Raw genomic sequence first — 24,741 nt, forward strand, 5'->3', positions numbered from 1 at the left:
ATGATGAACTTCATTCTTCGCGTCATTCTTCTGCTCCTGGGGCTGGTCTTCGCGGCCAGCCTGGCCGTGGCGGCCCTGCTGCTGGCGGCGGTGTGGGGTGTGCGCTACGCCTGGGGGCGTCTCACGGGCAAGCCCGTGACGCCCTGGGTCATGCGTTTCAACCCCCGCTCGGGCTTCGACCGATTTCGCCATGCGGCACAGCAGCCCGCCGAGCCCACGGCGGCCGACGTGGTCAGCGCCCGTGCGCGCGGCGAGTCGGTGCGCAGCCCGGTCGTGCTGGGCCCGGCCGACGATGTGACCGATGTGCGGGCCCGGCCCGTGCGCGGCGACTGAACCTCTTTCTTCTCGATCAGGCGCTGTACAGCGCCTCGATCTCGTCGGCGTAAGCCTTGTAGATGCTGGAGCGCCGCACCTTCATGGTCGCGGTGACTTCACCGTCGTCATGGTCCAACTCTTTGGTGAGCAGATGAAAACGTCTGATCTGCGACACCTGCGCCAGCTTCCCGTTGCCGCGCGCCACTTCGGCCTCGATCAGCGCGCGCACCTTGGGTTCTTCCACCAGTGAGCGAAAGTGCGTGAAGGGCAGGCGCTGGGCCTCGGCCCATTTGCCGACCGTCTCGTAGTCGATCTGCAGCAGCGCGCCGACGAACTTGCGGCCGTCCGCCACCACGATGCATTCCTTGATGAAGGGGCTGCCCTTCATGGTGTTCTCGATCTCCGAGGGCGTGAGGTTCTTGCCGCCGGCGGTGATCATGATGTCCTTCAGCCGATCGACGATGCGCAGCTGGCCGCCGGCTTCCTCGCGCACCACGTCGCCCGTGTGCAGCCAGCCGTCGCGGATCGATGAGGCCGTGGCCTCGGGGTTCTTGTAGTAGCCCTCGAACACCATGTCGCCGCGCACCAGCAACTCGCCCGCTTCGCCCACGCGGTGCTCGGTGCCCTGCGTGGGCGGGCCGACGGTGCCGATGGTCACGGCGTCCGCGCGGTGGCCCGAGACCATGCCGGTCGATTCGGTGAGCCCATACACCTCGACCAGCGGCACGCCCAGTGTGCGAAAGAAGCGCACCACGTCCGCCGGAATCGGCGCCGCGCCCGTGAGCGCGATGCGCGCGCGGCGCAGGCCGATGAAGTTCTGCAGCGCGCGCAGCACGGTCCAGTAGGCGAGGGCGAAGCGGCCGCGTTCGGCCAGCGTCCAGGCGCTGCGCGGCTTCTCGGCCAGCGGTGCGCAGGCCTCGATGGCCTTGCGGAACAGCGCGCGCTGCAATCCGCCGGCTTCCTGCATCTTGATGCTGATGCCCGCGTGCAGCTTTTCCCAGATGCGCGGCACGCCGAGGAACATGGTGGGCGCGACCTCGCGCAGGTCTTCCTGCACGGTGCGGATCGATTCGCCGAAGTTGACCTGCGAGCCCAGGTACAGCGGCACGAAGGCCGTGAGCATCTGCTCGGCCACGTGGCACAGCGGCAGGTACGACAGGTGCGTGGTGCCGCCGTCGAGAGCCAGCCGCTCGACGATGCCGGGCACGACACCGCGGATGTTGCGGTACGAAATCATCGCGCCCTTGGGCTTGCCGGTGGAGCCCGAGGTGTAGATCATCAAACCGATGTCGGCGAGCGTCTGGCGTTGCAGGGCGGCGTCGATGAGCGCTGTGCCGTCGCGTGCGAGCACGTCGGCGCCGGCCTGCTCAACCTCCGCAAAGGTCGCGATGCGCTCGCGCACCTCGGGCGGGTAGCTCGCGAGGCCCTTGGTCTCGATCACGATGATCTTGCGCAGGCGCGGCAATTGGTCGAGCGCGTCGAGCACCTTGTCGGTCTGCTCCTGGTCTTCGCAGACGATCACCTCGATGTCGGCATGGCCGACCACGTAGGCGACCTCGTTGCTCGGGCTGGTGGGGTACACACCCACGGTCACGGCGCCGATGAGCCCCGCGCCCATCTGCGCGAGCAGCCATTCGACGCGGTTCTCGGAAATGACGCCCAGGTGCCCGCCCGGTGCGAGGCCCATTGCATGCAGGCCCAGGCCGAAGCGGCTGGCGCGCTGCAGGTAGCCGGCCCAGTCCAGCGGGTGCCAGATGCCGAAGTCCTTCTGCCGGATCGCGATGCGCTGCGGCTGCAGGCGCGCCTGCTCGCGCAGCATCTGCGGCAGCGTGAGCGAAGGGAGCACGTTCGTCGTCGGGGTCGTCATGACAGCCAGCGCTTGCGGCGCTTGTAGTGCTTCAGCTCGCGGAAGCTGCGCGATTCGCCGCTGCCGCCCACGCCGAGATAGAACTCGCGCACATCGGGGTCGGCCGCGAGGCGCTCGGCGCTGCCGTCGATCACGACCTTGCCGCTTTCCATGATGTAGCCCGTGTGCGCAATGGCCAGTGCCACGCTGGCGTTCTGTTCCACCAGCAGCATCGAGGTACCGCGCTCGGCGTTGATGCGCGCGATGATCGTGAAGATGTCCTCGACCAGCTTGGGCGACAGGCCCAGCGAGGGCTCGTCGAGCAATATCAATTGGGGCTGCGCGACCAGCGCGCGGCCGATGGCGAGCATCTGCTGCTCGCCGCCCGAGAGGTAGCCCGCGAGGCCCTTGCGGCGCTCGTGCAGGCGAGGGAAGTAGGCATAGACGTCGTCGAAGTTGCGCGACGCGGGCGCGGCGCCCGCGCGCCCCGTCAGCGCATAGGTCGCGGCGACCAGGTTCTCTTCGACCGTGAGGTCTTCGAACACGCGGCGGCCTTCCATCACATGGCTGAGGCCGCGCCGCACCAGCTGCTGCGGCGCGAGCCGTTCGGTCGGTGCGCCGTCGAACACGATGCGGCCGGCCTCGACCTCGCCGTCTTCCAGCGCGAGCAGGCCCGACACCGCCTTCAGCGTGGTCGACTTGCCCGCGCCGTTGCTGCCCAGCAGCGCCACGATCTGCCCGCGCGGCACGGCCAGCGACAGGCCGCGCAGCACCTGCACGACCTTGTTGTAGACCACCTCGATGTTGTTGACCTCCAACACGAGGTCGGGCGGTGCCGCGCGCGCGTCCATCGTGTCGATCAGTTCAGTGCGATCCAGTCCGACGCCGGCACCATCTTCTGCGCCTTCATGTCGGCCTTGTAGACGCGGCCCACGGGGATCGAGTTTCCCTTGATGGTGATCGGCGTGCCGATGATCCCGCCGGTGTCGAAGTCCTTGATGGTGTTGAGCGCGGCCTTCAGGTTCTTGCCGTCGAGCGGCTTGCCGGCGTCGAGCGTGCGCTTGGCGGCCTCGGTGAACAGCATCGCCGTGAGGAAGCCCTGCGTGTAGGCCGTGCTCTGGTACTCGGGGCGCAGTGCGCGGATCTTGTCGAGCATCGGCGCCTTGGCCGTGGTGTCGTAGTAGTAGCGGTAGGGCATGACGCCCATGAAGCCGTCGCCGCCTTCGCCCATCTTCATGACGGTGGAGCTGTCCATGGTCCAGAAGGTGCCCATCCACTTGCTGGTCATGCCCATCTGCTTGCCCTGCTGCACGAACTCGGGAATGGGCGCGAGGATGTAGCCGTGGAAGATCGTGTAGTCGGGCGCGGCGCGGCGCAGCTTGATGACCTCGGTCGACACGTCGACGCTGCCCGCGGGCGTCATGAGCTTCACCGGCACGCTCAGGCCCAGCTTCTTGGCAGCGGCTTCGCTGGCCTCGATCGGGTCGCGGCCAAACTCGGAATCGGAGTACACGAAGGCCACCTTCGCGCCCGGCTTTTCCTTGGCGATGTGGCGCAGCAGGATGCCGATCTGCTCGGTGTAGTCGGGGCCGACCAGGAACTGGTTCGGGTACTTGGCCGGGTCGTTGAGCTCGGTGGCAAACGAGGCGCCCGCCATCAGGATCTGGCCGCCGCGGTCGAGCTCGGGGTTGATGGTCTTCGAGAAACCGGTGGAGTCGCCGTAGTAGAGGTTGACCTTGTTCTGGCTCGTGATCTTCTTGAAGGCCGCCACCGACACGTCGACCTTGTAGCCCGTGTCTTCCGGCACGTAGCGCAGCTTGCGGCCCTTGATGCCGCCCGCGTCGTTGACGATCTTCACGTAGTCGGCAATGCCGGCGTTGATGCCCACGCCCGCGAAGGCGAACACGCCGGTCATGGGAATCGAGCCGCCGATGACGATGTCTTCATTGCCTTGCGCATTCGCGAACGGCACGGCGGCCGCGAGACCTGCGGCGATCAGCAGGGCGCGGCGGTGGGGGGAAAGCTTCTTCGGTGTGTTGGGCATGCTTGTCTCCTGGTTCTAGTTACGAAACGGCCATAGATGGAAAAAGCGGCGTATGCGCCGCCACACTTCTGCGAGCCCGTGCGGCTCGAACACCAGAAATCCGACGATCAGCAGGCCGAAGACGACGGTGCGCACCGGCGAGAGGAACACGGTCATCTCGACGCCGCCCGGCAGCAGGTCGACCACCAGCTTGAGCAGTTCGGGCACCATGGTCATGAACACGGCGCCGAAGATGCCGCCCAGGATGGTGCCCATGCCGCCGACGATGATGGCGGCCAGGAAGAAGATCGACATCAGCAGCGGAAAGCTCTCGGGCGTGACCACACGGAAGAAGTAGGCCCACAGCCCGCCCGCCACGCCCGCGTAGAACGACGAGAGCCCGAACGACAGCAGCTTGTAGCGCAGCAGCGGAATGCCCAGCACCTCGGCCGAGATGTCGCGGTCGCGGATGGCGATGAAGGCGCGCCCCACGCGCGTGCGGAACAGGTTGGCCGCGCCGAGCACCATGAGCACCATCACCGGAACGATCACCCAGTACAGGCGGAACGACGTGTCCAGCGGCAGGCCGAAGAGCTGCGCGGGCGGCAGCGAGATGCCGGTGGTGCCGCCCGTGAGCTTGAGGTTGGCGAACAGGAAGTGCGTGATGAACGAGGCCGCGATGGTCGCGATCGCCAGGTACAGGCCCTTCACGCGCAGCGACGGAATGCCGACGATCAACCCGCCGAGCATCGCGACCACGCCGCCCGCGAGGATGTTCAGAAGGAAGGGCGTGCCCAGCCGCGTCTGCATGATCGCGACGGTGTAGGCACCCAGGCCCATGAACGCGGCCTGCCCGAGGCTCACGAGGCCCGTGTAGCCCGTGAGGATGTTCAGGCCCGTGGCGCTCGCGACGTTGATGGCGACGAGGCACGCGAGGTAAAGCCAGTAGTCGCTGGCCATGAAAGGGAACAACACGAGCAGCGCCGTGCCGATCGCGAGCCACACCTTCTGCGTGCGCGAATCGAACAGCGCCGCGTCGGCGGTGTAGCTTTGCTTGAGGGTGCCGATGCGCATGGCTAGAGTCTCTCGATCTCGTGCGTGCCGAAGAGGCCGTAAGGCCGCACCATCAGCACGAACACCAGCACGATGAAGGTGGCGAGCAGCTTGTATTCGCCGCCGAGGTAGGAGCCGGCCAGCGCTTCGATCAGCCCGATGAGCACGCCGCCGACCAGCGCGCCGAGCACGCTGTCGAGCCCGCCGACGATCACCACCACCAGCACCGACAGCCCGAACACGCCCATCGACGACGAGATGCCGCCGATGGCGCCGACGATGATGCCGGCCACCGCCGCGATCATGGACGAGGCCACCCAGGCCAGCGAGAACACGCGCGGCACGTGGATGCCCATCGAGTACGCCGCCGCCTGGTCCGAGGCCGTGGCCCGCAGCGCCACGCCGCCGCGCCAGAAGCGGAACAGCAGCAGCACGAGCCCGATCAGCACCACCGCGATCAGCGCGCCATAAGCGATCTTCGGCGCCAGGAAGGCCTCGCCGACCATCACGGGGGTGTTGGGCAGGAACTCGGGCAGGCGGCGCTGGTCGGCGGTCCAGATGATCTCGACCAGCCCGACGAGGATCGACGCCAGCCCCACCGTCACCATGAACACCGAGATCGGCGGCTCGCCCAGCAGCGGGCGGATCATGGTGCGCTCGATCACCGCGCCCAGCAGGCCGGTGCCGATCACCGAGCCCAGCACCGCCATCCAGATCGGCAGCGAGAAGCTCGCCGCGAAGGTGAAGAACAGGTAGGCGCCGACCATCAGCATCTCGCCGATGGCGATGTTGACCACGCGCGTCGCCTTGTAGACCAGCACGAAGGCCAGCGCCGCCAGCGCATACAGGCCGCCGCCGGCAATGCCGGTGAGCGCGATCTCGAAGAGGTAGGCCCAATCCATCAGGCGACTCCTGCCGTGGCTTCGCCGCGCAGCCGGCGACGCAGCTCGCCGACATCGCCCGCGCCGAGGTAGGCGCGGATCACTTCGGGGTCGGCCTGCACCTGCGCCGGTGTGCCTTGTGCAATGACCTGGCCGAAGTTGAGCACCACCACGTGGTCCGACAGGTCCATCACCATGCCCATGTCGTGCTCGACCATCAGCACCGTGATGCCCCACTCGCGCCGCACGTCGAGGATGAAGCGCGCCATGTCTTCGGTTTCCTCGCGGTTCATGCCGGCCACGGGCTCGTCGAGCATCAGCACCTTGGGCTGCATGGCCAGCGCGCGCGCCATTTCCACGCGCTTCTGCAGGCCGTAGGGCAGGGCGGCCACCGAGGCGTGGCGGATGTGGTCGATCTCGAGGAAATCGATGATGCGTTCTTCGACGTCGCGGCGCAGCTCGGCCTCTTCGCGGCGCGCGCGGCCCAGGTAGAAGAGGGCGTCGAACACGTGGGTCTTCAGGTGCGCATGGCGGCCGAGCTTGATGTTGTCGAGCACGGTCATGCCGCGGAACAGCGCGATGTTCTGGAAGCTGCGCGCCAGGCCCAGCGCGGCGCGCTTGGGGGCGGGCAGGCGGGTGATGTCCGCGCCCTCGAACAGCACGCGGCCCTGCGAGGGCTTGTAGAAGCCCGAGATGGTGTTGAACAGCGAGGTCTTGCCCGCGCCGTTGGGCCCGATCACCGCGGTGATGGAGCCGGGCGCGACGCTGAAGCCGACGTTGGTGAGCGCTTTCACGCCGCCGAATGCCAGCGTCAACGCCTCGGCCTGCAGCACCGGGGCCGTGGCGGAGGGGGCCGAAATGGAGGGTTCCCGTCGAGTCTCGTCAGGCATGGCTAAGGGGCGCGCCGCAAGGTCAGGGTTTGTGTCCAGCAGCGAAATGCTACTGGCCCGTAAAATTCCTACTGGCCGGTAATGTCCGTGTTCGCCGCAGGTCGCGGCATCGGGACTTTCCCCGCCCGCACAAACCCCATGCCCCGTTCCTCCGCCGTTCCTGCTCCAGCGCCTGCCTCTCCGTGGGCGCCCGCCGACCGCCGCGCGCAGCAGCGCGAAGTGAAGCGCATGGCCGTGTTGCGCACGGCCGCCCAGCTCTTCAACGAGCGCGGCTTCCACGCGACCTCGCTCGACGACATTGCCGAGCGGCTCAACGTGAGCAAGCCCACGCTGTACTACTACATCGAGAACAAGGACCAGATCCTGCTCGAGTGCGTGAAGATGGCGCTCGACCTCATGCAGACCGGCATCGGCGAGGTGCGCGCCGCGGGCGGCAGCGCCATCGACCAGCTCAAGGCCTGCATGCGCATCTACTCGGGCGTGGTCACGCAGGACTTCGGCATGTGCGTGATCCGCATCGGCGAAGACCCGCTGCCCGACCCGCTCAAGAAGGAACTGCGCCGCCTCAAGGCCGGCATCGACGGGCATTTCCGCCGGCTGATCGAAGAGGGCGTGGCCGAAGGCGCGCTGGCGCCCTGCGACCCGAAGATGGCGGCCTTCATGCTGGCCGGTGCGCTGAGCTGGATCGGCCGCTGGTATCGCCCCGACGGCGACCTCACGCCCGACCAGATCGCCGACCAGGGCATCGAGCTGCTACTCAACGGCGTGCTGCAGCGCGCCCCGACGAAAGTGAACCCATGACCCAAGAGACCTCTTCTTCCCCACTGCTGGTGGGCCGCGAAGGCGCAGTGGCCACGCTGCGCTTCAACCGGCCGGCCGCGCTCAATGCCATCGACGTGCCGATGGCCACCGCCTTCCTCGCCGCCGCACGCACCTTGGCTGCCGACAAGAGCGTGCGCGCCGTGCTGCTGAGCGGCGCGGGCAAGGGCTTCATGGCCGGTGGCGACCTCGGCGTGCTGAGCGCCGACCCGAAGCAGGGCGCGGCCGACCTCATCGGCCCGCTGCACGAAGCGCTGACCGTGCTCGACGCCATGGACGCCCCGCTGGTCGCGCAGGTGCACGGCGTGGCGGCCGGCGCGGGCCTGAGCCTGATGCTGCAGGCCGACTTCGTGCTCGCGGCCGAAGGCACGCGCTTCAACCTGGCCTACGTGAACATCGGCACCAGCTGCGACGTCGGCGCCTCGTGGGCGCTGCCACGCCTGGTCGGCATGCGCCGCGCGCTCGAGATCGCGATGCTCGGCGACACCTACGACACCGCCGCCGCCGAGCGCATGGGCCTCATCAACCGCGTGGTGCCTGCCGCCGACCTCGAGTCCGAAGCGATGGCCCTCGCGCAGCGGCTGGCCAAGGGCCCGACCGTGGCGCTGGGCAACCTGCGCCGGCTGATGCGCGGCTCGCTCGACCGCGACCTCGCGAGCCAGCTCGACGCCGAGTCGGCCGCGTTCCAGTCGTGCGCGGCCACCGACGATTTCCGCATTGGCCTCGATGCCTTTTTCGGCAAGAAGCCCGCGGCCTTCACCGGCCGCTGAAGAATTCCGCTTTTCGTTTTTTCAATCCAGGAGATCCATCCCATGACCCAACGCGACATCTTCGTGGTCGGCACCGCCCGCACCGCCATCGGCACCTTCGGCGGTGCACTGAAAGACGTGCCCAACACCCAACTGGCCACCACCGCCGTCAAGGCAGCCATCGAGCGCAGCGGCGTGGCCGCAGACGCCATCGGCCATGTGGTCATGGGCAACGTGATTCCCACCGACGTGAAGGACGCGTACCTGAGCCGCGTGGCCGCCATCGATGCGGGCTGCCCGATCGAGACGCCGGCCTTCAACGTGAACCGCCTGTGCGGCTCGGGCCTGCAGGCCATCGTGTCGGCGGCGCAGGCCATTGCGCTGGGCGACTGCGACATCGCCATCGGCGGTGGTTCGGAATCGATGAGCCGCGGTCCGTACTTCGACACCTCGGCGCGCTATGGCGCACGCATGGGCGACGCGGTGCTGGTCGACTACATGCTGGGCATCCTGCACGACCCGTGGGAGAAGATTCACATGGGCATCACCGCCGAGAACGTGGCCGCGCGCTACGGCATCACGCGTGAGCAGATGGACGAACTGGCCGTGACCAGCCAGCAGCGCGCCGCCGCCGCCATTGCCGCAGGCCGCTTCAAGGAACAGATCGTTCCGGTCGAAGTGAAGACGCGCAAGGGCGTCGTGCTGTTCGACACCGACGAGCACGTGCGCGCTGACACCACCATGGACACGCTCGCGAAGATGAAGCCTGCGTTCAAGAAGGACGGCCTCGTGACCGCCGGCAATGCGTCGGGCATCAACGACGGCGCAGCCGCCGTGGTGCTGGCCGAAGGTGGCCGCGTGAAGGCACTGGGCCTGAAGCCGCTGGCGCGCCTTGTCGGCTACGCGCACGCAGGTGTCGAACCCGCGTACATGGGCATCGGCCCGGTGCCGGCCACGCGCAAGGTGCTGGAGCGCACGGGCCTGAAGGTCAGCGACTTCGATGTGATCGAGTCGAACGAAGCGTTCGCCGCACAGGCCTGCGCCGTCATCAAGGAACTGGGCTTCGACCCCGCCAAGGTGAACCCGAACGGCTCGGGCATCTCGCTGGGCCATCCGGTGGGCGCAACCGGCGCGATCATCACGACGAAGGCGATCGCCGAGCTGCACCGCACCGGTGGCCGCTATGCGCTGGTCACGATGTGCATCGGCGGCGGGCAAGGCATTGCCGCCGTCTTCGAACGGGTTTGAGGGCACACTTGCCTGCATGCTCCGACCGCCCCTCCTGATCAATCCCGACGAAGTCGAGATCAGCGCCATTCGTGCGCAGGGGGCGGGCGGGCAGAACGTCAACAAGGTGTCGAGCGCAGTGCACCTGCGCTACGACATCCATGCCAGCTCGCTGCCCGACGACGTGAAGGAACGGTTGCTCGCCCTGCGCGACAGCCGCATCACGCAGGAAGGCGTGTTCGTGCTCAAGGCCCAGCAGCACCGCACGCAGGAAATGAACCGCGCCGACGCGTTCGCGCGGCTGCAGGCGGTGGTCGACAGCGTGGCGACGCCGCCGCGCGTGCGGCGCGCCACCAAGCCCACCTACGGTTCGAAGCAGCGCCGGCTCGAAGGCAAGAGCCAGCGCTCGCAGATCAAGAACCTGCGCGGGCGGGTGCAGGACTGACCGGCTTGTCGCCGCGCAGCCGCTTGATCTGCAGCGTCACGCCGACCACGTACAGCGCGCCGAGCACCGCGGTGATCGCCTTCAGTTCGGGCGCCTCGGCGCTCGGCAGCAGCGGCGCGCCCAGCGGCAGGCGCGTCAGTGTTTCGGTGAAGGCCGGAATCCAGTGGAAGAGAAAGCTCGCCGAATAGGCGACGGCCTCGATGTAGCGCGACTTGGCCCCGAGCCGCCCGTATCCCGCCAGCGCCCCGACGGCCAGCGCCACCAAAGTGATGATGCCCAGTGCATGCGGCTTGCCGAAGCCGCCGTGCTGGAAGATGCCGAAGCCCGTGAGGCAGGTCAGCACCGTGGTCCAGATGAAGACCTGGCCCAAGCCGGTGCGCAGGGTGATTTCCTTGTAGCGCAGCAGGGCCCAGAGGCCTGCGAACACGGCGATCAGGCTGATCGCGGTGTGAACCGTGCCGAGTGACGTCAATCCCAGCCATCCTGTGGGTGCCATGCGGATCTCCTCGTGGTCGTGGTGCGGAATTCTGGTGCCGTCCGTAACTTGTGTCATCTGTTTCAAAAAAACCGTAAGTCCCCGTTTGCACGCCCGAAACATTGGGCAAGCAAAATGCAGGGCATGAGTGCTTTCGTTTCGCGCGTCGTGTCGGCGTTGCTTGTGACCTTCGCGTGCATCGGATTGGCCGGCTGTGGCCAGGAAGGAGCAGGCGAGCAGGCGGCGGGCCCGTCCGCCGCACAAGAACTTGCATGGGACGCCCTGATCCCCAAGGACTGGGACCCCACCCAGCGCTACCGCAACATCAGCCTCGAGGCGTTGCGCGACAACGACCCGCGCGCGATCCAGATGCTCGACGAGATGCGTGCCGTCTGGGACAACGCGCCGGTCAACGTCGCGCTCGACGGCAAGCCCGTCACGCTTTCAGGCTTCGTCGTGCCGCTCGATGCCACGCCCGACGGCATCCGCGAGTTCCTGCTGGTGCCGTACTTCGGCGCCTGCATCCACACCCCGCCACCACCCGCGAACCAGATCGTCCACGTGATCGCGCCGGCGCCCGTGAAGGGGCTGCACGCGATGGACACGGTGCGCGTCAGCGGCACGCTCAAGGCGGCGCGTTATTCGTCGGCGGACATGGGCGTGAGCGGCTACGAGATCGCGTCGGCGGTGGTCGAGCGGCTGGCGGTCACGCAGGGGCCGTGAAGGCCGCCAGCTCGCCCAAGGCCGGCTCCAGCAGCCGGTAGCTCAGCCGCTCGGCGACGCGGAACGCACCGAGCCCTTCATAGAACGCGATGCCGCGCGCATTCGTCGCCTTCACGGGCCAGTCGATGCGGTGGCACCCGTGGGCGATGGCGCGCGCAGCCACCCAGGCCATGAGGGCGCGACCCGCCCCCGCACTGCGGTGGCCCGACTTCACGTAGAGCTCCTTGAGCTGGCAGTGCTTGCGCTGCTCCGGCGCGAAGTCGACCAGCGAGAAGAGCCAGGTGATCGCGGCCAGCCCGACCACGGTGCGCGCGTCTGTCGACACCACCACGAGCTGGTGCGGTGAATCGGGGGCGAGGAGATTGCCCAGCAGGTGCTCGCGCACCAACTCGCGGGGGACGCGCGCGGCTTCGTTGTAGAAGGCGTGCAGTTCGGTCAGCAGCTCGATGAGCGAATCGTGTTGGGCTTCGGACACCAGATCGACATGCATGGCATTTCCTTTGGATGGGGCTGCGTGACTGCCGGATTCTGGCCGGACCCGGATTCACGACGATCTTGTTACTCCCCCATGGCGCCCTCGTGCGGCTAGATTGCCCCTCATCACTTCGAAAGGGCAAGAACCATGAACCCGGCCTACACCGGCGGTTGCGCGTGCGGCGCCATTCGCTACGAGATTTCAGGGGAACCCGTGTTCCAGAACGACTGCCAGTGCCTCGACTGCCAGCGCAAGAGCGGCACGGGCCACGGCTCGTACCTCAGCTTCGCGGGCGCCGAGGTGCAGCAGACCGGCGCGGCCACGCTGTGGAGCCTCAAGGGCGACAGCGGCAACGTCAAGACGCGCGCCTTCTGCCCGACCTGCGGCTCGCCCGTGTACATGACCTTCGCCGCGATGCCCGGCGTCTTCACCGTGCATGCCGCGAGCCTGGACGACCCGGGGCGCTACCGGCCGCAGGCGGTCACGTATGCGGTGCGCGGGCACGCCTGGGACTTTCTCGACCCGGCGCTGCCGAAGTTCGAGCGGATGCCGCCGGGCTGAATTCAGCCCAGGCGCTGCGAGAGGAAATCGAGGAATGAGGTGATCCGTGCCGACAGCTGCGTGTTGCGGTAGTACACGGCGTTGACGGGCTGGCGCACGTCGACCGTGTCCTTCGGCAGCACCTGCACCAGCGCGCCGCTGGCGCGGTCGGTGGCGGTCATGAAATCCGACAGGCAGACGATGCCCACGCCGGCCAGCGCGAGCTGGCGCAGCGTCTCGCCGCTCGATGCGACGACGGTGGGCGCAATCGTCCATTCGTCGCCATGCACGCCGCGCAGCGGCCAGCGGTTCAGCGACTCGGGCTGGGTGAAGCCCAGCAACGCGTGGCCGGGCAGCTCGTCCACCTTGCGCGGCTTGCCGTGGGCCTCCAGGTACGCGGAGCTTGCGAGCACGCGCAGCCGGTGCGTGCCGAGCGGGCGCGCATGCAGCGTGGAATCGCGCAGCGGGCCGATGCGGATCGCCACGTCGGTGCGCCGCTCCAGCAGGTCGATGGGCAGGTCGTCGGTGTCGAGCTCCAGGCTGATCTGCGGGTAGAGCCGGCGGAACTCCGGCACCAGCGGCACGATGGCATGGAGCATGAAGGGCGAGGCCGCGTTCACGCGCAAGCGGCCGGCCGGTTGCTGGCGGCGCGCGGCCATGTGCTCTTCGGCATCGTCGATCGCATCGAGGATGGCGCGCGTGCGTTGCAAAAAGGCGGCGCCTTCTTCGGTGAGTTCGAGCCGCCGCGTGGTGCGGCGCATCAGCGTGGTGCCGAGCTTCTGTTCGAGCCGGCTCAGCGCGCGGCTGATGCCCGACACGGTCTGGCCCAGCTGGTCGGCTGCGGCGGTGATCGAGCCGGTGTCCACCACGGCGCGGAAGGCGACCAGTTCTTCGATGGTGGTTTTCATGGCGCCCGCGTCAGCGAAAAGAGGGGCGCGGTCAGGCCGCGGCTTCGGCCTCGTCAGGCATCTCGATGCGCGGCATCAGCGCGGCCAGCGCCTCGGCGTCGGTGCGGTAGCTGAAGAGCATCGGCCCCGGTGCCAGCAGGCCGGCACGTTCCAGCACCTGCATGGCCGGCAGCTTCATGCCGCTCAGGTGCAGGCGCACGCCCTTGGATTCCATCATCCGGCGGATCGAGCCGAACACTTCAGCGCCGGTGATGTCGATGCGGTTGATCGGCTGCGCGAACAGGCACACGTCGGTCAGGTCGGGGCGCTCGGCCAGCGCGACCGTGAGCGCGCGCTCCAGCGTGGAGGCGGAGGCGAAGTCGAGTTCGGCGTCCATGCGCACGGCGTACAGCTGCGGCGCGAGCGGCGGCAGTTTCCAGAGGTGGCGGTCGCGCAGGCTGCCGTCGGGGTGCAGGCCCACTTCGATGATGCGCGGGTGCAGGTGGCGGTACATGTAGTGCGCCAGGCTGGCGAGCAGGCCGCCCAGCACGCCCCAGTAGATGCTCGGCGCGGTGGCGATGGTGAGCACGAAGGTGCCGAAGGCGATGCCGGCCTCCAGCTTCGAGATGCGCCACAGCGCGGTGAAGCTCGACGGCTTGACCAGCCCGAGGATGGCCGTGACCACCACCGCCGCCAGCACCGCCTGCGGCACGTGGTACAGCAGCGGCATGAGCCACAGCAGCGCACCGGCGACCACGGCCACGCTGAACAGCGTCGCCCAGCCGGTCTGTGCGCCGGCATAGAGCGTGATGGCCGAGCGCGAGAACGACGAGCTGGTGGGGAACGCGCCCGTGAAGCCCGAGGCCAGCTTGGCCAGGCCCTGGCCGATCAGGTCCTGGTTTTCGTTCCACAGCGTGCCGGCGCGGCCGTTGTCGACCTTGGCGCTCGACGCGGTTTCGAGAAAGCTCACCAGCGTGATCATCAGCGCGGGCAGCACCAGCGCGCTGAAGGTGTGCGCCGGCAGCAGGCCGGGCCAGTAGAACGAGGGCAGGCCCGAGGGCAGGGCGCCCACCACGGCGCCGCCGCGCAGCGCGTAGTTGATGGTCCAGCTGATGGCCGCGGCGCCGGCCACCAGCGCCATCGTGGTCGGAAAGCGCGGCACCCAGCGCTTGCCCAGCCACAGCACGGCGATGCTGCCCAGGCCGAAGGCGATGGCCGTGAGGTCGGGCAGCGGCCCGCCCTGCAGCACCTGCGGAATGGTGCGGCCCGTGAAGCCGAGCAGCGCGGGAAGCTGCGAGATGGCGATCAGTACCGCCGCACCCTGCGTGAAGCCGATCAGCACCGGCGAATTCACCAGCCGCAGCAGCCAGCCGAAGCGCCCCGCGCCGAGCACGATCTGGATCGCGCCCGACATCAGCGTGAGCCACACCGCCATCGCCACCCATTCTTCGCTGCCCGCCACCGCCAGCGGCGCGAGCGACGCGCCGACCAGCAGGCTGGTGAGCGCGGTCGGCCCGACCGACAGGCGTTGCGACGAGCTGAACATCACGGCGATGAGCGCCGGGAACAGCGCCGCATACACGCCCGTGACCAGCGGCATGCCCGCCAGCGCCGCGTAGGCCACGCCCTGCGGCAGCACCATCAGCGCGACGGTGATGCCGGCCATGGCCTCGTTGCGCAGCAGCGCGGCGGAAGGTCGGGGCCAGGCGAGGCAGGGAACCCAGCGCGCGAGGCGCTGGCGAAGAGAGGGTGCGGGGGAAGAGGAGGGGGAAGCCGGATTCATGAAGCGGGGCGCGCGCACGGCGGGCACGCCGCGCGCGGAGAGCGGGAGAGAGAGAAAGAGCCTAGATCAGGGAGGTCGCGTTTTTCAGGACGTAGTCGCAGGCCTTTTCCTTGACCTTCGACGACAGTCCCTTGAGGTTGAGCGACTTGCCGTCGCCGCCCTTGAGCAGCCCCTTGGCGCCGCTCGCGAAGTCGTTTTCCTGTTTCTTCTGGCCGGTGATCTTGGCCAGCAGCTTGTCCTTGACGGACGCTGCATCGCCGCCGAGGTAGTTGTTCTTGACGCAGTACTCGAGCACGCCGGCCGCGCTGCCGATGGTGCTGGAGCCGACGGCGGGCATCTTGAAGCCGCCGAGGCTGAGGTTGCTGAGCGCAGAACCGCCACCGCTGCTGTTGCCGCTGGTGCCCTGCGAGTTGACGGCAGCGCCGGCCTGTTCTTTGAGCTGGTCGAGCAGGTTGTTGGCCTGTGCCGAGGCGCCTGCGGCAAGCAGGGCGAGGGCGACGAATGTGGAGCGAACGTGCATGGTGGCCTCCTTGGACGGACATGGGGGGAGAAGCGCCCACCAGCATACCGGAGAGCCCGGAATGTCTCTATCGCGTGGGGCACAGCGGCACGGGGTGCGCACGGCCCGAAAAAGCACGCGGCTCAGCCCCGGCGGAACAGCAGCACCGAGTTCGTGCCGCCGAAGGCGAAGGAGTTGCTGATGGCGGCCTCGAGCGCGGGCGCGGCGCAGTCGCCGGGGGCGACGAGGTTCATCTGGCAGTCGGGGTCGATGGCGCTGCAGTTTGCGTTGGGCGGCAACTCGCGCCGGTGCAGCGCCAGCACGGTGATGAGCGCCTCGATGGCCCCGGCTGCGCCCAGCATGTGGCCGTGCAGCGCCTTGGTCGAGCTGACGCGCAGGGTGTCGAAGTCGCTGCCCCAGACCTCGGCCAGCGCGTTGCGCTCGACCACGTCGCCGATGCGCGTGGCCGTGCCGTGCGCGTTGCAGTAGCCCACGTCGCGCGGCTGCAGGCCGGCCTGGCGCAGCGCGGCGCGCAGGGCGCGGGCCTGGCCGGGCGCGTCGGGTTTGGTGAGGTGGGTGGCGTCGCTGCTGAGGCCCCAGCCGGCCAGCGTGGCGTAGCGGCGGGCGCCGCGCGCGCGGGCGCGCTCGGCCGACTCGAGAATGAGGAAGGCCGAGCCTTCGCCCAGCGCAAAGCCACTGCGATCCGTGGCAAAGGGGCGCACCGCGCCGGCCGCTTCGCCGGGTTGGAACCCAGCCAGCGTCTGCATGGCCTGCCAGGCCAGCACCACGCCCGGGACGATCAGCGCTTCGCTGCCGCCCGCGATGGCGATGTCGACCTCGCCGCGCTGCACCGCTTTGGCGGCCTCGGCGATGGCCACCGACGACGAGGCGCAGGCGACCGAATAGGTGAGCACCGGGCCGAGCACGCCGTTGCGCATGGCCACGTGGGCAGCAGGCGCGTTGGGCATGAAGGCGGGAATGGTGAGCGGCGAGACGCGCCCGTTGCCGCGGTAGGCGGCCTCGAGTGCGGCGGCGCCGCCCATGCCGCAACCGGCGTAGACGCCCACGCGCTCGGCATTTACGCCGGCATCGCTCAGGGCCAGACCGGCGTCGCGCAGGGCGAGGTCGGCGGCGGCCACGGCGAGCTGGCTCACGCGGTCGACGCCCGCGAGCTGCAGCTTGGTGAACCAGCGCGTCTCGTCGAAGGCGACCGTGGCGGCGGCGGCGGGTTTGGGGAGTTCGGGGAAAACCGGCGCGAGGGCCGAGCGGCCCTGCAGCAGGGCGTTGAACAGCGCGTCGGGCGCGTCGCCGTGAGGCGCCATGACGCCCAGTCCGGTGACGGCGACTTCGTGCGTGCTCACGCGGGTTTGGCGGCGCGGACCTTGTCGACCAGCTGCGCGAGCTCGGCCAGGGTGTCGATGGTCGCGTCTTCGTCGGGCATGGTGATGCCGAAATGGTCTTCGATGGCGAACAGGAATTCGGCCAGTGCCAGCGAATCGAGTCCGCCGGTTTCACGCATCGAGGCGTGGGGGTCGAGCTTGGACGGTTCGATGCCGTACTTCTCGTGGATCAGGTCCTGCAATTCCTTCAGCGAACTCATCTGCGATGCCTGTCGTCTTGTGCCGCCGTTGATCGATGGGCTGCCTGTCCCTTGCGGGTGGGCGGGCCACGGGTCGATCCCTTCCTCGTTCGGCCTGTGTTGAATGTGATCAATGGTGAATGATGATATCCGCTTCGACCCTAGGGAAATCCTCTGGTCAACCTCTGCTCAATGTTTGCCGGGCCGCCAGCGCAGCGAGGGCAGCGCAAAGGCCAGTCCGAGCAGCGCACCAGCCACCGCGTCGAGCACCACGTGCTGCTTGACCGCCAGTGTCGAGTAGGCAATGGCGGCAAACCAGGCCCAGTTGATCGCCTGCAGCACCCATGGCGTGCGCGCCGCGCGCAGCACGTCGGCCAGGCGCACGGCGGTGAAGATGGCGACCGCCACGTGCATCGACGGGCAGGCGTTGCCCGCTGCGTCCACACCCTGCAGCATCGCGAAGCCGGGGTAGCCCGAGACGTCGATGTCCAGCGGCGGGATCTGCGTCGGCCAGACATAGAAGATGCCCAGGCCGCTCAGGCACAGCGCGACGATCCACAGCCCGTAGACCACCAGCTCGCGAAACGTGAGCTGCAACCCCGGCGCGAGGCCCACGTACACCCACAGCGACAGGTAGGCGCCGAGCGTGTAGGGCTGGAACGGAATCAAGTGGTCCAGCGCCGTCAGCGGCATCACCGTGACCGGAAAGACCGGGTTGCGCAGCAGGTGGAAGTAGCCGATGAAGAACAGCCAGGTGAAGGCCGTGGTGCCGACCGCTTTCAGCAGGAAATGGCGGCGGATGCGCAGCCAGATGTCGGCGGTCCACGTTGCAGGCCTGGCCTCGGCCGTGATGTGCAGGGGGATCGGTGAGTGCATGGTGTCGGTGTCGGTCGCCGATCTTGCCAGAGCACCATGACGTGCCCCGTCCATGCCCTGCGGCGTCAAAGGGCGGCCGTTCGCTTGCGGTGCTGGAACGACGTGGGCGAGCGCCCCGTGGCTGCCTTGAACATGGCGCAGAAGGCGCTGTCGGTGGCGTAGCCGCTGGCCGACGCCACCTGGCTCACGGCCATGCCGCGTGCCAGCAGTGGCAGCGCGTGTGCCATCACGGCCTGCTGGCGCCATTGCTGCCAGCTCATGCCGAGCTGGTCGCGAAACAGCCGCGCCACCGTGCGCTCGCTGGCGCCGATGGCGGCGGCGCGCTCGGCCAGCGTGGCGCGGTCGGCCGGGTTGCGCAGCAGCGTCTCGCACAGCTGGCGCAGGCGCTTGTCGGAGGGCAGCGGCACGTCGATGCGGATCTGCGTGGCGCGCTCGACCTCGTCGACCAAGAGCGGTGCGATCATGCGTTCGCGCTGCGGTGCATGCGGGTCGGCCGGCGGCAGGCCGTCGGGCGTGGTGTCGAGTGCGAGCATCAGCGCGCGCAGCAGCGGGCTGATCTCGAGCACCTCGCACTTCTCCCAGGTGGGCGCGATCCAGGCGTGCAGGTAGACAGTGCGCAGCTCGGCGTCTTCGATCAGCGTGATGCTGTGCTGCATGTTGGCCGGCACCCACAGCGCGCGCGACGGCGGCACGATGTAGCTGCCGTCCTGCGTGCTCAGGCGGATCACGCCGCGCGTCGAGAAGGTGAGCTGCGGCCACGGGTGCTCGTGCAGTTCGACGAGCGTATCGGCGCTTAGAAAGTGTTCCTTGGCGCGCAGCGGGCGCACGGCGTCGGGGGCGTACAGGTGCGGCGTGAGCGGGCCCACGCTGGTGGTCGGCGCGGTGGGCGTTCCGCGCGGCTTGGCGGGGGTGGCTGGCTCGGAAGCGGGCAGGGCGGTCGGAGCGGTGGGAGGAACGGCGCTTGGCATGGTTTCGACAAATGTTGTCGCTGTATCGCCATTCTGCCGCGTCGGCGCCGCATAGCATCGGTGCCCGCACCGGTTTTTTGTAGCAATCCATGTCTTCCACTTCCTCGACAGCCGTTCCCGCCACCACTTTGCGCACCGACGCCCAACTGATCGGGCTGGTCGGCCTGGCGCATGCGGTGAGCCATTTCAGCCAGCTGATCCTGGCGCCGCTGTTCCCGTGGCTGAAGGACGCGTTCAACGTGAGCTACACCGAGCTGGGCGCGGTGCTCACGGTGTTCTTCGTGGTCTCGTGCATCGTGCAGGCGGCCTCGGGCTTCATCGTCGACAAGCTGGGCCCGCGCCCGGTGCTGTTCGTCGGGCTGGGCGCGCTGGGGCTCGCGGCCTTCGGCTATGCCATGGCACAGAGCTACTGGATGCTGCTGGCCTGCGCCGTGGTCGGTGGCATCGGCAACGGCGTGTTCCACCCGGTGGACTACACGCTGTTCAACCGCAAGGTCGCGCCCACGCGACTGGGCCATGCCTACAGCGTGCACGGCATCACCGGCAGCCTGGGCTGGGCGCTGGCGCCGGCCTTCGTGGTGCCGATCGCCATCGCGTTCTCGTGGCGCGTGGCGCTGGCCTCGGCCGGCGTGGTGGCGATCGTGGTGCTGCTGATCCTGTGGATCTACCGCAGCGTGCTGGCGCTCGATGCGGCGGCCGTGCACAAGGCCACGGGGCACGGCGAGCCCACGCCGGTCGGCGGCGAGTTCGACTTTCTGCGCATCCCGGCCGTGTGGATGTGCTTCGGCTTCTTCTTTTTCTACGCCGCCGTGATCAGCGTGGTGCAGACCTTCGCCCCCGTGGCCGCCGGCCACCTGCACGCGGTGCCCGTGGCGCTGGTGGCGGTGTGCCTCACGGTCTACATGGTGGCGAGCGCGGCCGGCATGGTGGTGGGCGGCTTCCTGGCCTCCGACCCTTCACGCTGCGAGCGCATCGTGGGTGCGGGCTTCGGCGTGGCCGCGGCGCTGGCGCTGGTGCTGGCCTTCGCGCAGTTCCCGCCCGTGATGGTGCCGGTGCTGTTCGGCGCGATGGGTTTCGTCTCGGGCATCGCCGGGCCGTCGCGCGACCTGCTGGTGAAGAAGTCGACGCCGCCCAATGCGACCGGGCGCGTCTACGGCGTGGTGTACGCGGGCCTGGACATCGGCCAGGCCGTGGCGCCGCTGGTGTTCGGCCGCCTGATGGACGCCGGTCAGTACACCAGCGTGATCGTCGGGCTGGCGCTGGTGCAGGGCGTGCTCATCGCCAGCGCCTTCAATGTGCGGCGCGTGCGCCGCACGGCGCTGGTCCCCGCATCGGCGTAGGTCGCCCGAGGGCGGGGCAGCGGCCCCTATCATCGGCCGCATGCAAGCCTTGTATGTCTATGTGATCGTCGGCGCTGTGCTGGCGGGGTTCGTGCAGGGCTTGTCGGGCTTTGCCTTCGGCATGGTCGCGATGTCGGTCTGGGCCTGGACGCTGGAGCCGCAGCTGGCCGCCGTGCTCGCGCTGTTCGGGGCCCTCACGGGGCAGGTGATTGCGGCGCTCACGGTGCGCCGTTCTTTCGACAAGCGCATCCTTTGGCCCTTCGTGCTCGGTGGATTGGTCGGCGTGCCCTTCGGTGTGTGGCTGCTGCCGCACCTGGACATCGTGCTGTTCAAGGTGTGCCTGGGCACGCTGCTGGTGCTGTGGTGCCCGGCCATGCTGATGTCGCAGCACCTGCCGAAGATCACTTTTGGCGGTCGCGCGGCGGACGGCGTTGCGGGTGCCATCGGCGGCGTGATGGCGGGCATCGGCGGCTTCTCGGGTGTCGTGCCCACGTTGTGGTGCACGCTGCGCGGCTTTCAGCGCGACACGCAACGCGCTGTGATCCAGAACTTCAACCTCTCGATGCTGGCCGTGGCCTTTGCGGTGCATGTGGCGAGCGGGAGCATTGGGCGTTCGGTTGTGCCGTTGCTGGTGTTGGTCGCCGCGGCAGTCGCGGTGCCGGTGTTGTTGGGGGCGCGGCTGTATATCGGGATCAGCGAAGCGGCGTTTCGCAAGATCGTCCTGAGCCTGCTGACCTTGTCAGGCATCGCGATGCTGGCGTCGGCGGTGCCCGCGTTGCTGCAGCGCAGCTGACGCCCGCGCCGGCGGAAAACGGCGCACCTCTTTTTCACGAAACTACCTTGACCCTCTCGTAACGGCACGCTCTACGATGCCTTCAACTTGAGAGGGAAGGCATGTACCTGAGGATTGGCGAACTGGCCCGGCGCACCGGGCTCACCGTGCGCGCGCTGCGGCATTACGACGACATCGGCCTGCTGGTGCCGTCGCAGCGTTCGGACGGCGGCTACCGTCTCTACGACCGCACCGACGTCGCGCGGCTGTACCGCATCCAGGCGCTGCGGCGGCTCGACCTGTCGCTGGCCGAGATCCAGGGCCTGCTCGACCGCGCGGCCGACGGGCTGTCGGAGGTTGTGGCGCAGCAGCTGTCGCAGCTCGAACGCGAGATCGCGCAGGCCACGGCATTGCGCACGCACCTGCTGACGCTGCAGGCCCAGCTGCAGGCCCGCACCGAACCCGCCATCGACGACTGGCTCGTGGCGCTCGAGCGCACGGTCGCGGGCGCGAAGTATTTCAGCGACGACGAGCTCGGCCGGCTCCAGGCCGGGCGCGACGGTTTCGCTGACGCGGTGGCGCCCGAGCGTGCCGAGCTGACCACAACGCTCCATGCCCTGGTTGCCGCGGGCGCCTCGCCGGAAAGCGCGCAGGCGCAGGCCCTCGCGCAGCGCTGGATCGCGCTGCTGCTCGAAGAGGCCGGCGGCGACGAAGCCCTGCTCATGCAGCTCTACGCCATGCACTGGAACGAGCCCGCGCTGCACTCGCTGACCGGTGTCGACCGCGCCGGCATGCAGTTCATCTCGCATGCGATGGCCTACGCGCGGCTGCAGCGGTACGGCGCACATTGCGACGCCGCCGAGATGGCCTTGCTCGCGCAGCACTACGTTGCGCAGACCGACGCGTGGCCCCCGCTGATCGCCGATGTGCGACAGCAGATGCGGCAGGGCGCGGCGCCCGACAGCGCGCCGGTGCGCGTGCTGGCTGCCCGCTGGCAGGCGCTGTCCCTGGCCAAGGCCGGGGGCGATGCGGCACTGAACGCCAAGCTGCAGGCGGCCTTCCGCAACGACCCCACGCTGCGCACCGGCTCGGGCATCGACGCGCCGCTGGCGGCCTACATCGGGCGTGCCATCGCGCAGCTCGCCGAACCCCATTCCCTTTGAACGACCAGGAACCTCCAGTGACCGCCATGCCCCGGGCCAACGCCCATTTCTTCACCGGCAACTACGCCCCGCTCACCGAGGAGCACGACATCGCGGCCCTCGCCATCGACGGTGCGATCCCGCCGGAACTCTCGGGCACGCTCTACCGCGTGGGGCCGAGCCCGCAGCACGCACCGCGCGACGACAACTACCACTGGTTTTCGGGCGACGGCATGGTGCATGCGTTTCACATCGACGGCGGGCAGGTGGCGTACCGCAACCGCTGGGCGCGCACGCCCAAGTGGCAGCTGGAGAACGAGGCCGGGCGCGCGCTGTTCGGCTCCTTCGGCAACCCCGCGACCAGCGATCCGGCGGTGATCGGGCGCAACAGCGGCACGGCCAACACCAGCATGCTCTGGCACGGCGGCCGGCTGTTCGCGCTCGAGGAATCGCACCAGCCCTTCGAGCTCGACGCCTTCACGCTGGCATCGAGAGGGCACCAGAGCTTCGGCGACCGCCTGACGACGCGCTGCACCGCGCATCCGAAGCGCGACCCGCAAACCGGCGAGCTGCATTTCTTTGCCTACTCACCCGACGGCCCCGGCACGCCCGGCATGCTCTACGGCGTGATGGACAGCCAGTGCGAAGTGACCGCGCTGCAGACCTTCGACGCACCGTACGCCAGCATGGCGCACGACTTCATGCTGACGCGCGGGCACGTGCTCTTTCCGGTCATGCCCCTGACCACCAGCGTGGAGCGCGCAATGCGCGGCCTGCCGCTGCTGGCCTGGGATGCCGACAAGCGCACCCACGTCGGCGTGCTGCGGCGCGGTGCCGCGGTCGACACCCTGCGCTGGTTCGAGACCGAGGCCTGCCATATGTTCCACGTCATGAACGCGTGGGACGAGGGCGACACCGTCATCGCGCTCGTGATGCAGTCGGACACCGCGCCCGGTCTGCCCGATGCGCAGGGCCGCCCCGGCGACCCGCACGCGATGGCCGCGCGCCTGTGCCGATGGACCTTCGACCTGGCCGGCACCGGCAATGGTTTCCAGCGCGAGTACCTCGACGATCTGGTGGGGGAGTTCCCGCGCATCGACGAGCGTTTCGCGGGCAGCCGCACTCGGTACGGCTTCTATGCCTGCCATGCGACCGCCCGTGCCCGGGGCGATGCCGAGAGCGTGCTTTTCGACAGCCTTGCGCGCATCGACCTGGAGACCGGCGAGCGCCACCTCCACACGCTGCCGCCGGGCGATGTCGTGTCGGAGCCGGTGTTCGTGCCGCGCGCACCGCGCGCCGACGAAGGCGACGGCTGGCTCCTGGCCGTGGTCTGGCGCGAGAAGACCTGGCGCAGCGACCTGATCGTGCTCGACGCCCGCGACCTGCGCGCTGCGCCGGTCGCGACAGCCCGGCTGCCGCACCGCGTGCCGTTCGGCTTCCACGGCAACTGGCGGCCGAACGCGTAGCCGCCGGCGGGTCAGCGTGGCAGCGCCAGCGCGAACGGCAGGCTTGCCACGCCCAGGATGGTCGACAGCGTGACCAACCCCGCGACATACGGCCCGTTGTAGCCCATGCGCGCCGCCAGCACATAGGCACTCGACGCGGTCGGCACGGCCGAGAAGGCCATCAGCACCGAAGCCTGCGTCGCATCCAGCTTCAAGGCCAGCGACAACCCCCAAGCGACGAGCGGCAAAAAGAAATGCCGTATCGCCAACACCGACACCGCCAGCGTCTTGCCTCGCCCCAGCGTCGCGAACTGCATGCCCGCACCCGCCGCAAGCAGCCCCAGCGCCAGCGACGCCGCTCCGATGCGCGTGAGCGTCGGCGTGAGCCAGGTCGGCACCGTGAGGCCCAGCACATTGGCGATCAGCCCCGCCAGCGTCGCCACGATCAGCGGGTTGCGCACGAGCTGCCGCACGAAGCCGGTCTGCGCGTGGCGCGTCATCGGCCACACGGCGGCGATGTTGAACATCGGCACGCACACGCCGATCAGCACGGCGATGAGCAACAAGCCCTCGGGCCCGGCCAGCCGCTCGGCCAGCGCCAGGCAGATGAACGAATTGAAGCGGAACGCGATCTGCGCGCTGGCGGCGTGGTCGTGGCGGTCGATGTGCGAGCGCAGGCCCGGCACGAAGGGCAGGGCGTAGGCCATCGCGATGCCGGCCAGCCCGACGCCGACGCCCGCGGTCAGCAGGCTCGAGGTGGCACCAAAGTCGAGCGGGCTGCGCACGATCGAATGGAACAACAGGACGGGAAATAGAAAGTAATACACCAGGCTCTCGACCTGGTCCCACACGCGGCGGTCGAGCGCGGTGTAGCGGCACAGGAGCCAGCCGATGGCGATGAGGGAGAAGTCGGGGAAGAGCAGCTGCGCGTAGTTCACCGCTTCGAGCATAAACCGCCACAACTGTGGGTATTCCACAGCATGAAGGAA

Annotated in this window: 27 protein-coding genes; 11 read left to right on the forward strand and 16 right to left on the reverse strand. The window is 68.7% G+C overall.

Annotated features, from left to right (window positions below):
* The first annotated feature begins 3 nt into the window (after positions 1-3).
* Positions 4-333 carry a hypothetical protein gene (locus CLU95_RS25905; RefSeq protein ID WP_223301262.1) on the forward strand — a complete coding sequence of 110 codons (330 nt, stop codon included), beginning with the start codon at positions 4-6 and terminating at the stop codon, positions 331-333.
* Positions 334-349: 16 nt separating this feature from the next.
* Here CLU95_RS25905 and CLU95_RS25910 read toward each other — a convergent pair whose 3' ends face one another.
* From CLU95_RS25910 to CLU95_RS25935, 6 genes are read right to left on the reverse strand one after another with little or no spacing between them, the layout of a single operon-like run.
* Positions 350-2,182 (reverse strand): AMP-dependent synthetase/ligase, encoded by a 1,833-nt coding sequence (locus CLU95_RS25910; protein WP_099796241.1) that lies wholly within the window; start codon positions 2,180-2,182, stop codon positions 350-352.
* Positions 2,179-3,012 (reverse strand): ABC transporter ATP-binding protein, encoded by an 834-nt coding sequence (locus CLU95_RS25915; RefSeq protein WP_099796242.1) that lies wholly within the window; start codon positions 3,010-3,012, stop codon positions 2,179-2,181. The genes CLU95_RS25910 and CLU95_RS25915 overlap by 4 nt, the downstream gene beginning before the upstream one ends.
* An 8-nt stretch (positions 3,013-3,020) precedes the next feature.
* A complete protein-coding gene (locus CLU95_RS25920) occupies positions 3,021-4,205 on the reverse strand; it encodes an ABC transporter substrate-binding protein (protein ID WP_099796243.1) in 1,185 nt (394 codons plus the stop codon).
* A 15-nt stretch (positions 4,206-4,220) separates the two neighbouring features.
* On the reverse strand, positions 4,221-5,258 hold the full coding sequence (locus CLU95_RS25925) for a branched-chain amino acid ABC transporter permease (RefSeq protein ID WP_099796244.1): 1,038 nt from the start codon (positions 5,256-5,258) through the stop codon (positions 4,221-4,223).
* Between the two features lie 2 nt (positions 5,259-5,260).
* Entirely contained in the window at positions 5,261-6,139 is an 879-nt protein-coding gene (locus CLU95_RS25930; RefSeq protein WP_056583166.1) for a branched-chain amino acid ABC transporter permease, read from the reverse strand.
* Positions 6,139-7,008, reverse strand: coding sequence for an ABC transporter ATP-binding protein (locus CLU95_RS25935; protein WP_099796245.1), 870 nt, complete (start codon positions 7,006-7,008; stop codon positions 6,139-6,141). The genes CLU95_RS25930 and CLU95_RS25935 overlap by 1 nt, the downstream gene beginning before the upstream one ends.
* Positions 7,009-7,146: 138 nt before the next feature.
* On the opposite strand from CLU95_RS25935, the gene CLU95_RS25940 reads away from it, so the two are divergent.
* The 4 genes from CLU95_RS25940 to arfB are packed head-to-tail and all read left to right on the forward strand — an operon-like array spanning position 7,147 to position 10,248.
* A complete protein-coding gene (locus CLU95_RS25940) occupies positions 7,147-7,809 on the forward strand; it encodes a TetR/AcrR family transcriptional regulator (RefSeq protein ID WP_257214734.1) in 663 nt (220 codons plus the stop codon).
* Complete coding sequence (locus CLU95_RS25945; protein ID WP_099796247.1) at positions 7,806-8,597, forward strand: enoyl-CoA hydratase/isomerase family protein; 792 nt, start codon at positions 7,806-7,808, stop codon at positions 8,595-8,597. The genes CLU95_RS25940 and CLU95_RS25945 overlap by 4 nt, the downstream gene beginning before the upstream one ends.
* Before the next feature lie 42 nt (positions 8,598-8,639).
* Positions 8,640-9,824: an acetyl-CoA C-acyltransferase family protein gene (locus CLU95_RS25950; protein WP_099796248.1), complete on the forward strand. Its 1,185-nt coding sequence runs from the start codon at positions 8,640-8,642 to the stop codon at positions 9,822-9,824.
* Positions 9,825-9,840: 16 nt separating this feature from the next.
* The gene (arfB, locus tag CLU95_RS25955; protein ID WP_099796249.1) at positions 9,841-10,248 is read left to right on the forward strand and encodes an alternative ribosome rescue aminoacyl-tRNA hydrolase ArfB; all 408 of its coding nucleotides are present in this window, start codon (positions 9,841-9,843) and stop codon (positions 10,246-10,248) included.
* Here arfB and CLU95_RS25960 read toward each other — a convergent pair.
* Positions 10,217-10,744, reverse strand: coding sequence for a hypothetical protein (locus CLU95_RS25960; RefSeq protein WP_099796250.1), 528 nt, complete (start codon positions 10,742-10,744; stop codon positions 10,217-10,219). The genes arfB and CLU95_RS25960 overlap by 32 nt on opposite strands.
* A 123-nt stretch (positions 10,745-10,867) precedes the next feature.
* On the opposite strand from CLU95_RS25960, the gene CLU95_RS25965 reads away from it, so the two are divergent.
* Positions 10,868-11,446, forward strand: a complete 579-nt coding sequence (locus tag CLU95_RS25965; protein ID WP_099796251.1) for a DUF3299 domain-containing protein — start codon at positions 10,868-10,870, stop codon at positions 11,444-11,446.
* Here the strand turns inward: CLU95_RS25965 and CLU95_RS25970 are convergent.
* The gene (locus tag CLU95_RS25970; RefSeq protein ID WP_099796252.1) at positions 11,430-11,936 is read right to left on the reverse strand and encodes a GNAT family N-acetyltransferase; all 507 of its coding nucleotides are present in this window, start codon (positions 11,934-11,936) and stop codon (positions 11,430-11,432) included. The genes CLU95_RS25965 and CLU95_RS25970 overlap by 17 nt on opposite strands.
* 132 nt (positions 11,937-12,068) lie before the next feature.
* On the opposite strand from CLU95_RS25970, the gene CLU95_RS25975 reads away from it, so the two are divergent.
* Positions 12,069-12,482 carry a GFA family protein gene (locus tag CLU95_RS25975; RefSeq protein ID WP_099796253.1) on the forward strand — a complete coding sequence of 138 codons (414 nt, stop codon included), beginning with the start codon at positions 12,069-12,071 and terminating at the stop codon, positions 12,480-12,482.
* A 2-nt stretch (positions 12,483-12,484) separates the two neighbouring features.
* Here the strand turns inward: CLU95_RS25975 and CLU95_RS25980 are convergent, their stop codons facing one another.
* The 7 genes from CLU95_RS25980 to CLU95_RS26010 form a co-directional block, all read right to left on the reverse strand.
* The gene (locus CLU95_RS25980; protein ID WP_099796254.1) at positions 12,485-13,369 is read right to left on the reverse strand and encodes a LysR family transcriptional regulator; all 885 of its coding nucleotides are present in this window, start codon (positions 13,367-13,369) and stop codon (positions 12,485-12,487) included.
* A 31-nt stretch (positions 13,370-13,400) separates the two neighbouring features.
* Positions 13,401-15,131 (reverse strand): SulP family inorganic anion transporter, encoded by a 1,731-nt coding sequence (locus CLU95_RS25985; protein ID WP_099797482.1) that lies wholly within the window; start codon positions 15,129-15,131, stop codon positions 13,401-13,403.
* Positions 15,132-15,192: 61 nt separating this feature from the next.
* Positions 15,193-15,651, reverse strand: a complete 459-nt coding sequence (locus CLU95_RS25990; protein ID WP_099796255.1) for a DUF2501 domain-containing protein — start codon at positions 15,649-15,651, stop codon at positions 15,193-15,195.
* Between the two features lie 122 nt (positions 15,652-15,773).
* Positions 15,774-16,991: a beta-ketoacyl-[acyl-carrier-protein] synthase family protein gene (locus CLU95_RS25995; protein WP_099796256.1), complete on the reverse strand. Its 1,218-nt coding sequence runs from the start codon at positions 16,989-16,991 to the stop codon at positions 15,774-15,776.
* The gene (locus CLU95_RS26000) at positions 16,988-17,230 is read right to left on the reverse strand and encodes an acyl carrier protein (RefSeq protein ID WP_099796257.1); all 243 of its coding nucleotides are present in this window, start codon (positions 17,228-17,230) and stop codon (positions 16,988-16,990) included. The genes CLU95_RS25995 and CLU95_RS26000 overlap by 4 nt, the downstream gene beginning before the upstream one ends.
* Positions 17,231-17,398: 168 nt before the next feature.
* Positions 17,399-18,085: a phosphatase PAP2 family protein gene (locus CLU95_RS26005; protein ID WP_099796258.1), complete on the reverse strand. Its 687-nt coding sequence runs from the start codon at positions 18,083-18,085 to the stop codon at positions 17,399-17,401.
* Between the two features lie 65 nt (positions 18,086-18,150).
* Positions 18,151-19,053: an AraC family transcriptional regulator gene (locus tag CLU95_RS26010; RefSeq protein ID WP_257214735.1), complete on the reverse strand. Its 903-nt coding sequence runs from the start codon at positions 19,051-19,053 to the stop codon at positions 18,151-18,153.
* Between the two features lie 89 nt (positions 19,054-19,142).
* Here CLU95_RS26010 and CLU95_RS26015 point away from each other — a divergent pair, with 89 nt between their 5' ends.
* The 4 genes from CLU95_RS26015 to CLU95_RS26030 all read left to right on the forward strand — a co-directional run bounded on the left by CLU95_RS26015 (position 19,143) and on the right by CLU95_RS26030 (position 23,773).
* Positions 19,143-20,393, forward strand: coding sequence for an MFS transporter (locus tag CLU95_RS26015; RefSeq protein ID WP_099796259.1), 1,251 nt, complete (start codon positions 19,143-19,145; stop codon positions 20,391-20,393).
* Positions 20,394-20,433: 40 nt separating this feature from the next.
* Positions 20,434-21,186 (forward strand): sulfite exporter TauE/SafE family protein, encoded by a 753-nt coding sequence (locus CLU95_RS26020; RefSeq protein WP_099796260.1) that lies wholly within the window; start codon positions 20,434-20,436, stop codon positions 21,184-21,186.
* Positions 21,187-21,287: 101 nt separating this feature from the next.
* On the forward strand, positions 21,288-22,328 hold the full coding sequence (locus CLU95_RS26025) for a MerR family transcriptional regulator (protein ID WP_099796261.1): 1,041 nt from the start codon (positions 21,288-21,290) through the stop codon (positions 22,326-22,328).
* Positions 22,329-22,354: 26 nt separating this feature from the next.
* Entirely contained in the window at positions 22,355-23,773 is a 1,419-nt protein-coding gene (locus tag CLU95_RS26030; protein ID WP_218967471.1) for a carotenoid oxygenase family protein, read from the forward strand.
* An 11-nt stretch (positions 23,774-23,784) separates the two neighbouring features.
* Here the strand turns inward: CLU95_RS26030 and CLU95_RS26035 are convergent, their stop codons facing one another.
* Complete coding sequence (locus tag CLU95_RS26035) at positions 23,785-24,702, reverse strand: AEC family transporter (protein ID WP_099796263.1); 918 nt, start codon at positions 24,700-24,702, stop codon at positions 23,785-23,787.
* Positions 24,703-24,741: the final 39 nt, after the last annotated feature.

The sequence above is a fragment of the Variovorax sp. 54 genome (assembly GCF_002754375.1).
Taxonomy (GTDB): Bacteria; Pseudomonadota; Gammaproteobacteria; order Burkholderiales; family Burkholderiaceae_C; genus Variovorax.

Coding starts and splice junctions, on each gene's coding strand:
- CLU95_RS25945 (WP_099796247.1), top strand. CDS start 7,806: ATGACCCAAGAGACCTCTTCTTCCCCACTGCTGGTGGGCCGCGAAGGC.
- CLU95_RS25965 (WP_099796251.1), top strand. CDS start 10,868: ATGAGTGCTTTCGTTTCGCGCGTCGTGTCGGCGTTGCTTGTGACCTTC.
- CLU95_RS25985 (WP_099797482.1), bottom strand. CDS start 15,131: ATGAATCCGGCTTCCCCCTCCTCTTCCCCCGCACCCTCTCTTCGCCAG.
- CLU95_RS25950 (WP_099796248.1), top strand. CDS start 8,640: ATGACCCAACGCGACATCTTCGTGGTCGGCACCGCCCGCACCGCCATC.
- CLU95_RS25920 (WP_099796243.1), bottom strand. CDS start 4,205: ATGCCCAACACACCGAAGAAGCTTTCCCCCCACCGCCGCGCCCTGCTG.
- CLU95_RS25980 (WP_099796254.1), bottom strand. CDS start 13,369: ATGAAAACCACCATCGAAGAACTGGTCGCCTTCCGCGCCGTGGTGGAC.
- arfB (WP_099796249.1), top strand. CDS start 9,841: ATGCTCCGACCGCCCCTCCTGATCAATCCCGACGAAGTCGAGATCAGC.
- CLU95_RS26030 (WP_218967471.1), top strand. CDS start 22,355: ATGCCCCGGGCCAACGCCCATTTCTTCACCGGCAACTACGCCCCGCTC.
- CLU95_RS26005 (WP_099796258.1), bottom strand. CDS start 18,085: ATGCACTCACCGATCCCCCTGCACATCACGGCCGAGGCCAGGCCTGCA.
- CLU95_RS25970 (WP_099796252.1), bottom strand. CDS start 11,936: ATGCATGTCGATCTGGTGTCCGAAGCCCAACACGATTCGCTCATCGAG.
- CLU95_RS25990 (WP_099796255.1), bottom strand. CDS start 15,651: ATGCACGTTCGCTCCACATTCGTCGCCCTCGCCCTGCTTGCCGCAGGC.
- CLU95_RS26025 (WP_099796261.1), top strand. CDS start 21,288: ATGTACCTGAGGATTGGCGAACTGGCCCGGCGCACCGGGCTCACCGTG.
- CLU95_RS25940 (WP_257214734.1), top strand. CDS start 7,147: ATGCCCCGTTCCTCCGCCGTTCCTGCTCCAGCGCCTGCCTCTCCGTGG.
- CLU95_RS26000 (WP_099796257.1), bottom strand. CDS start 17,230: ATGAGTTCGCTGAAGGAATTGCAGGACCTGATCCACGAGAAGTACGGC.
- CLU95_RS25910 (WP_099796241.1), bottom strand. CDS start 2,182: ATGACGACCCCGACGACGAACGTGCTCCCTTCGCTCACGCTGCCGCAG.
- CLU95_RS26015 (WP_099796259.1), top strand. CDS start 19,143: ATGTCTTCCACTTCCTCGACAGCCGTTCCCGCCACCACTTTGCGCACC.
- CLU95_RS25935 (WP_099796245.1), bottom strand. CDS start 7,008: ATGCCTGACGAGACTCGACGGGAACCCTCCATTTCGGCCCCCTCCGCC.
- CLU95_RS25905 (WP_223301262.1), top strand. CDS start 4: ATGAACTTCATTCTTCGCGTCATTCTTCTGCTCCTGGGGCTGGTCTTC.
- CLU95_RS26020 (WP_099796260.1), top strand. CDS start 20,434: ATGCAAGCCTTGTATGTCTATGTGATCGTCGGCGCTGTGCTGGCGGGG.
- CLU95_RS25960 (WP_099796250.1), bottom strand. CDS start 10,744: ATGGCACCCACAGGATGGCTGGGATTGACGTCACTCGGCACGGTTCAC.
- CLU95_RS25930 (WP_056583166.1), bottom strand. CDS start 6,139: ATGGATTGGGCCTACCTCTTCGAGATCGCGCTCACCGGCATTGCCGGC.
- CLU95_RS25975 (WP_099796253.1), top strand. CDS start 12,069: ATGAACCCGGCCTACACCGGCGGTTGCGCGTGCGGCGCCATTCGCTAC.
- CLU95_RS26035 (WP_099796263.1), bottom strand. CDS start 24,702: ATGCTCGAAGCGGTGAACTACGCGCAGCTGCTCTTCCCCGACTTCTCC.
- CLU95_RS25915 (WP_099796242.1), bottom strand. CDS start 3,012: ATGGACGCGCGCGCGGCACCGCCCGACCTCGTGTTGGAGGTCAACAAC.
- CLU95_RS25925 (WP_099796244.1), bottom strand. CDS start 5,258: ATGCGCATCGGCACCCTCAAGCAAAGCTACACCGCCGACGCGGCGCTG.
- CLU95_RS26010 (WP_257214735.1), bottom strand. CDS start 19,053: ATGCCAAGCGCCGTTCCTCCCACCGCTCCGACCGCCCTGCCCGCTTCC.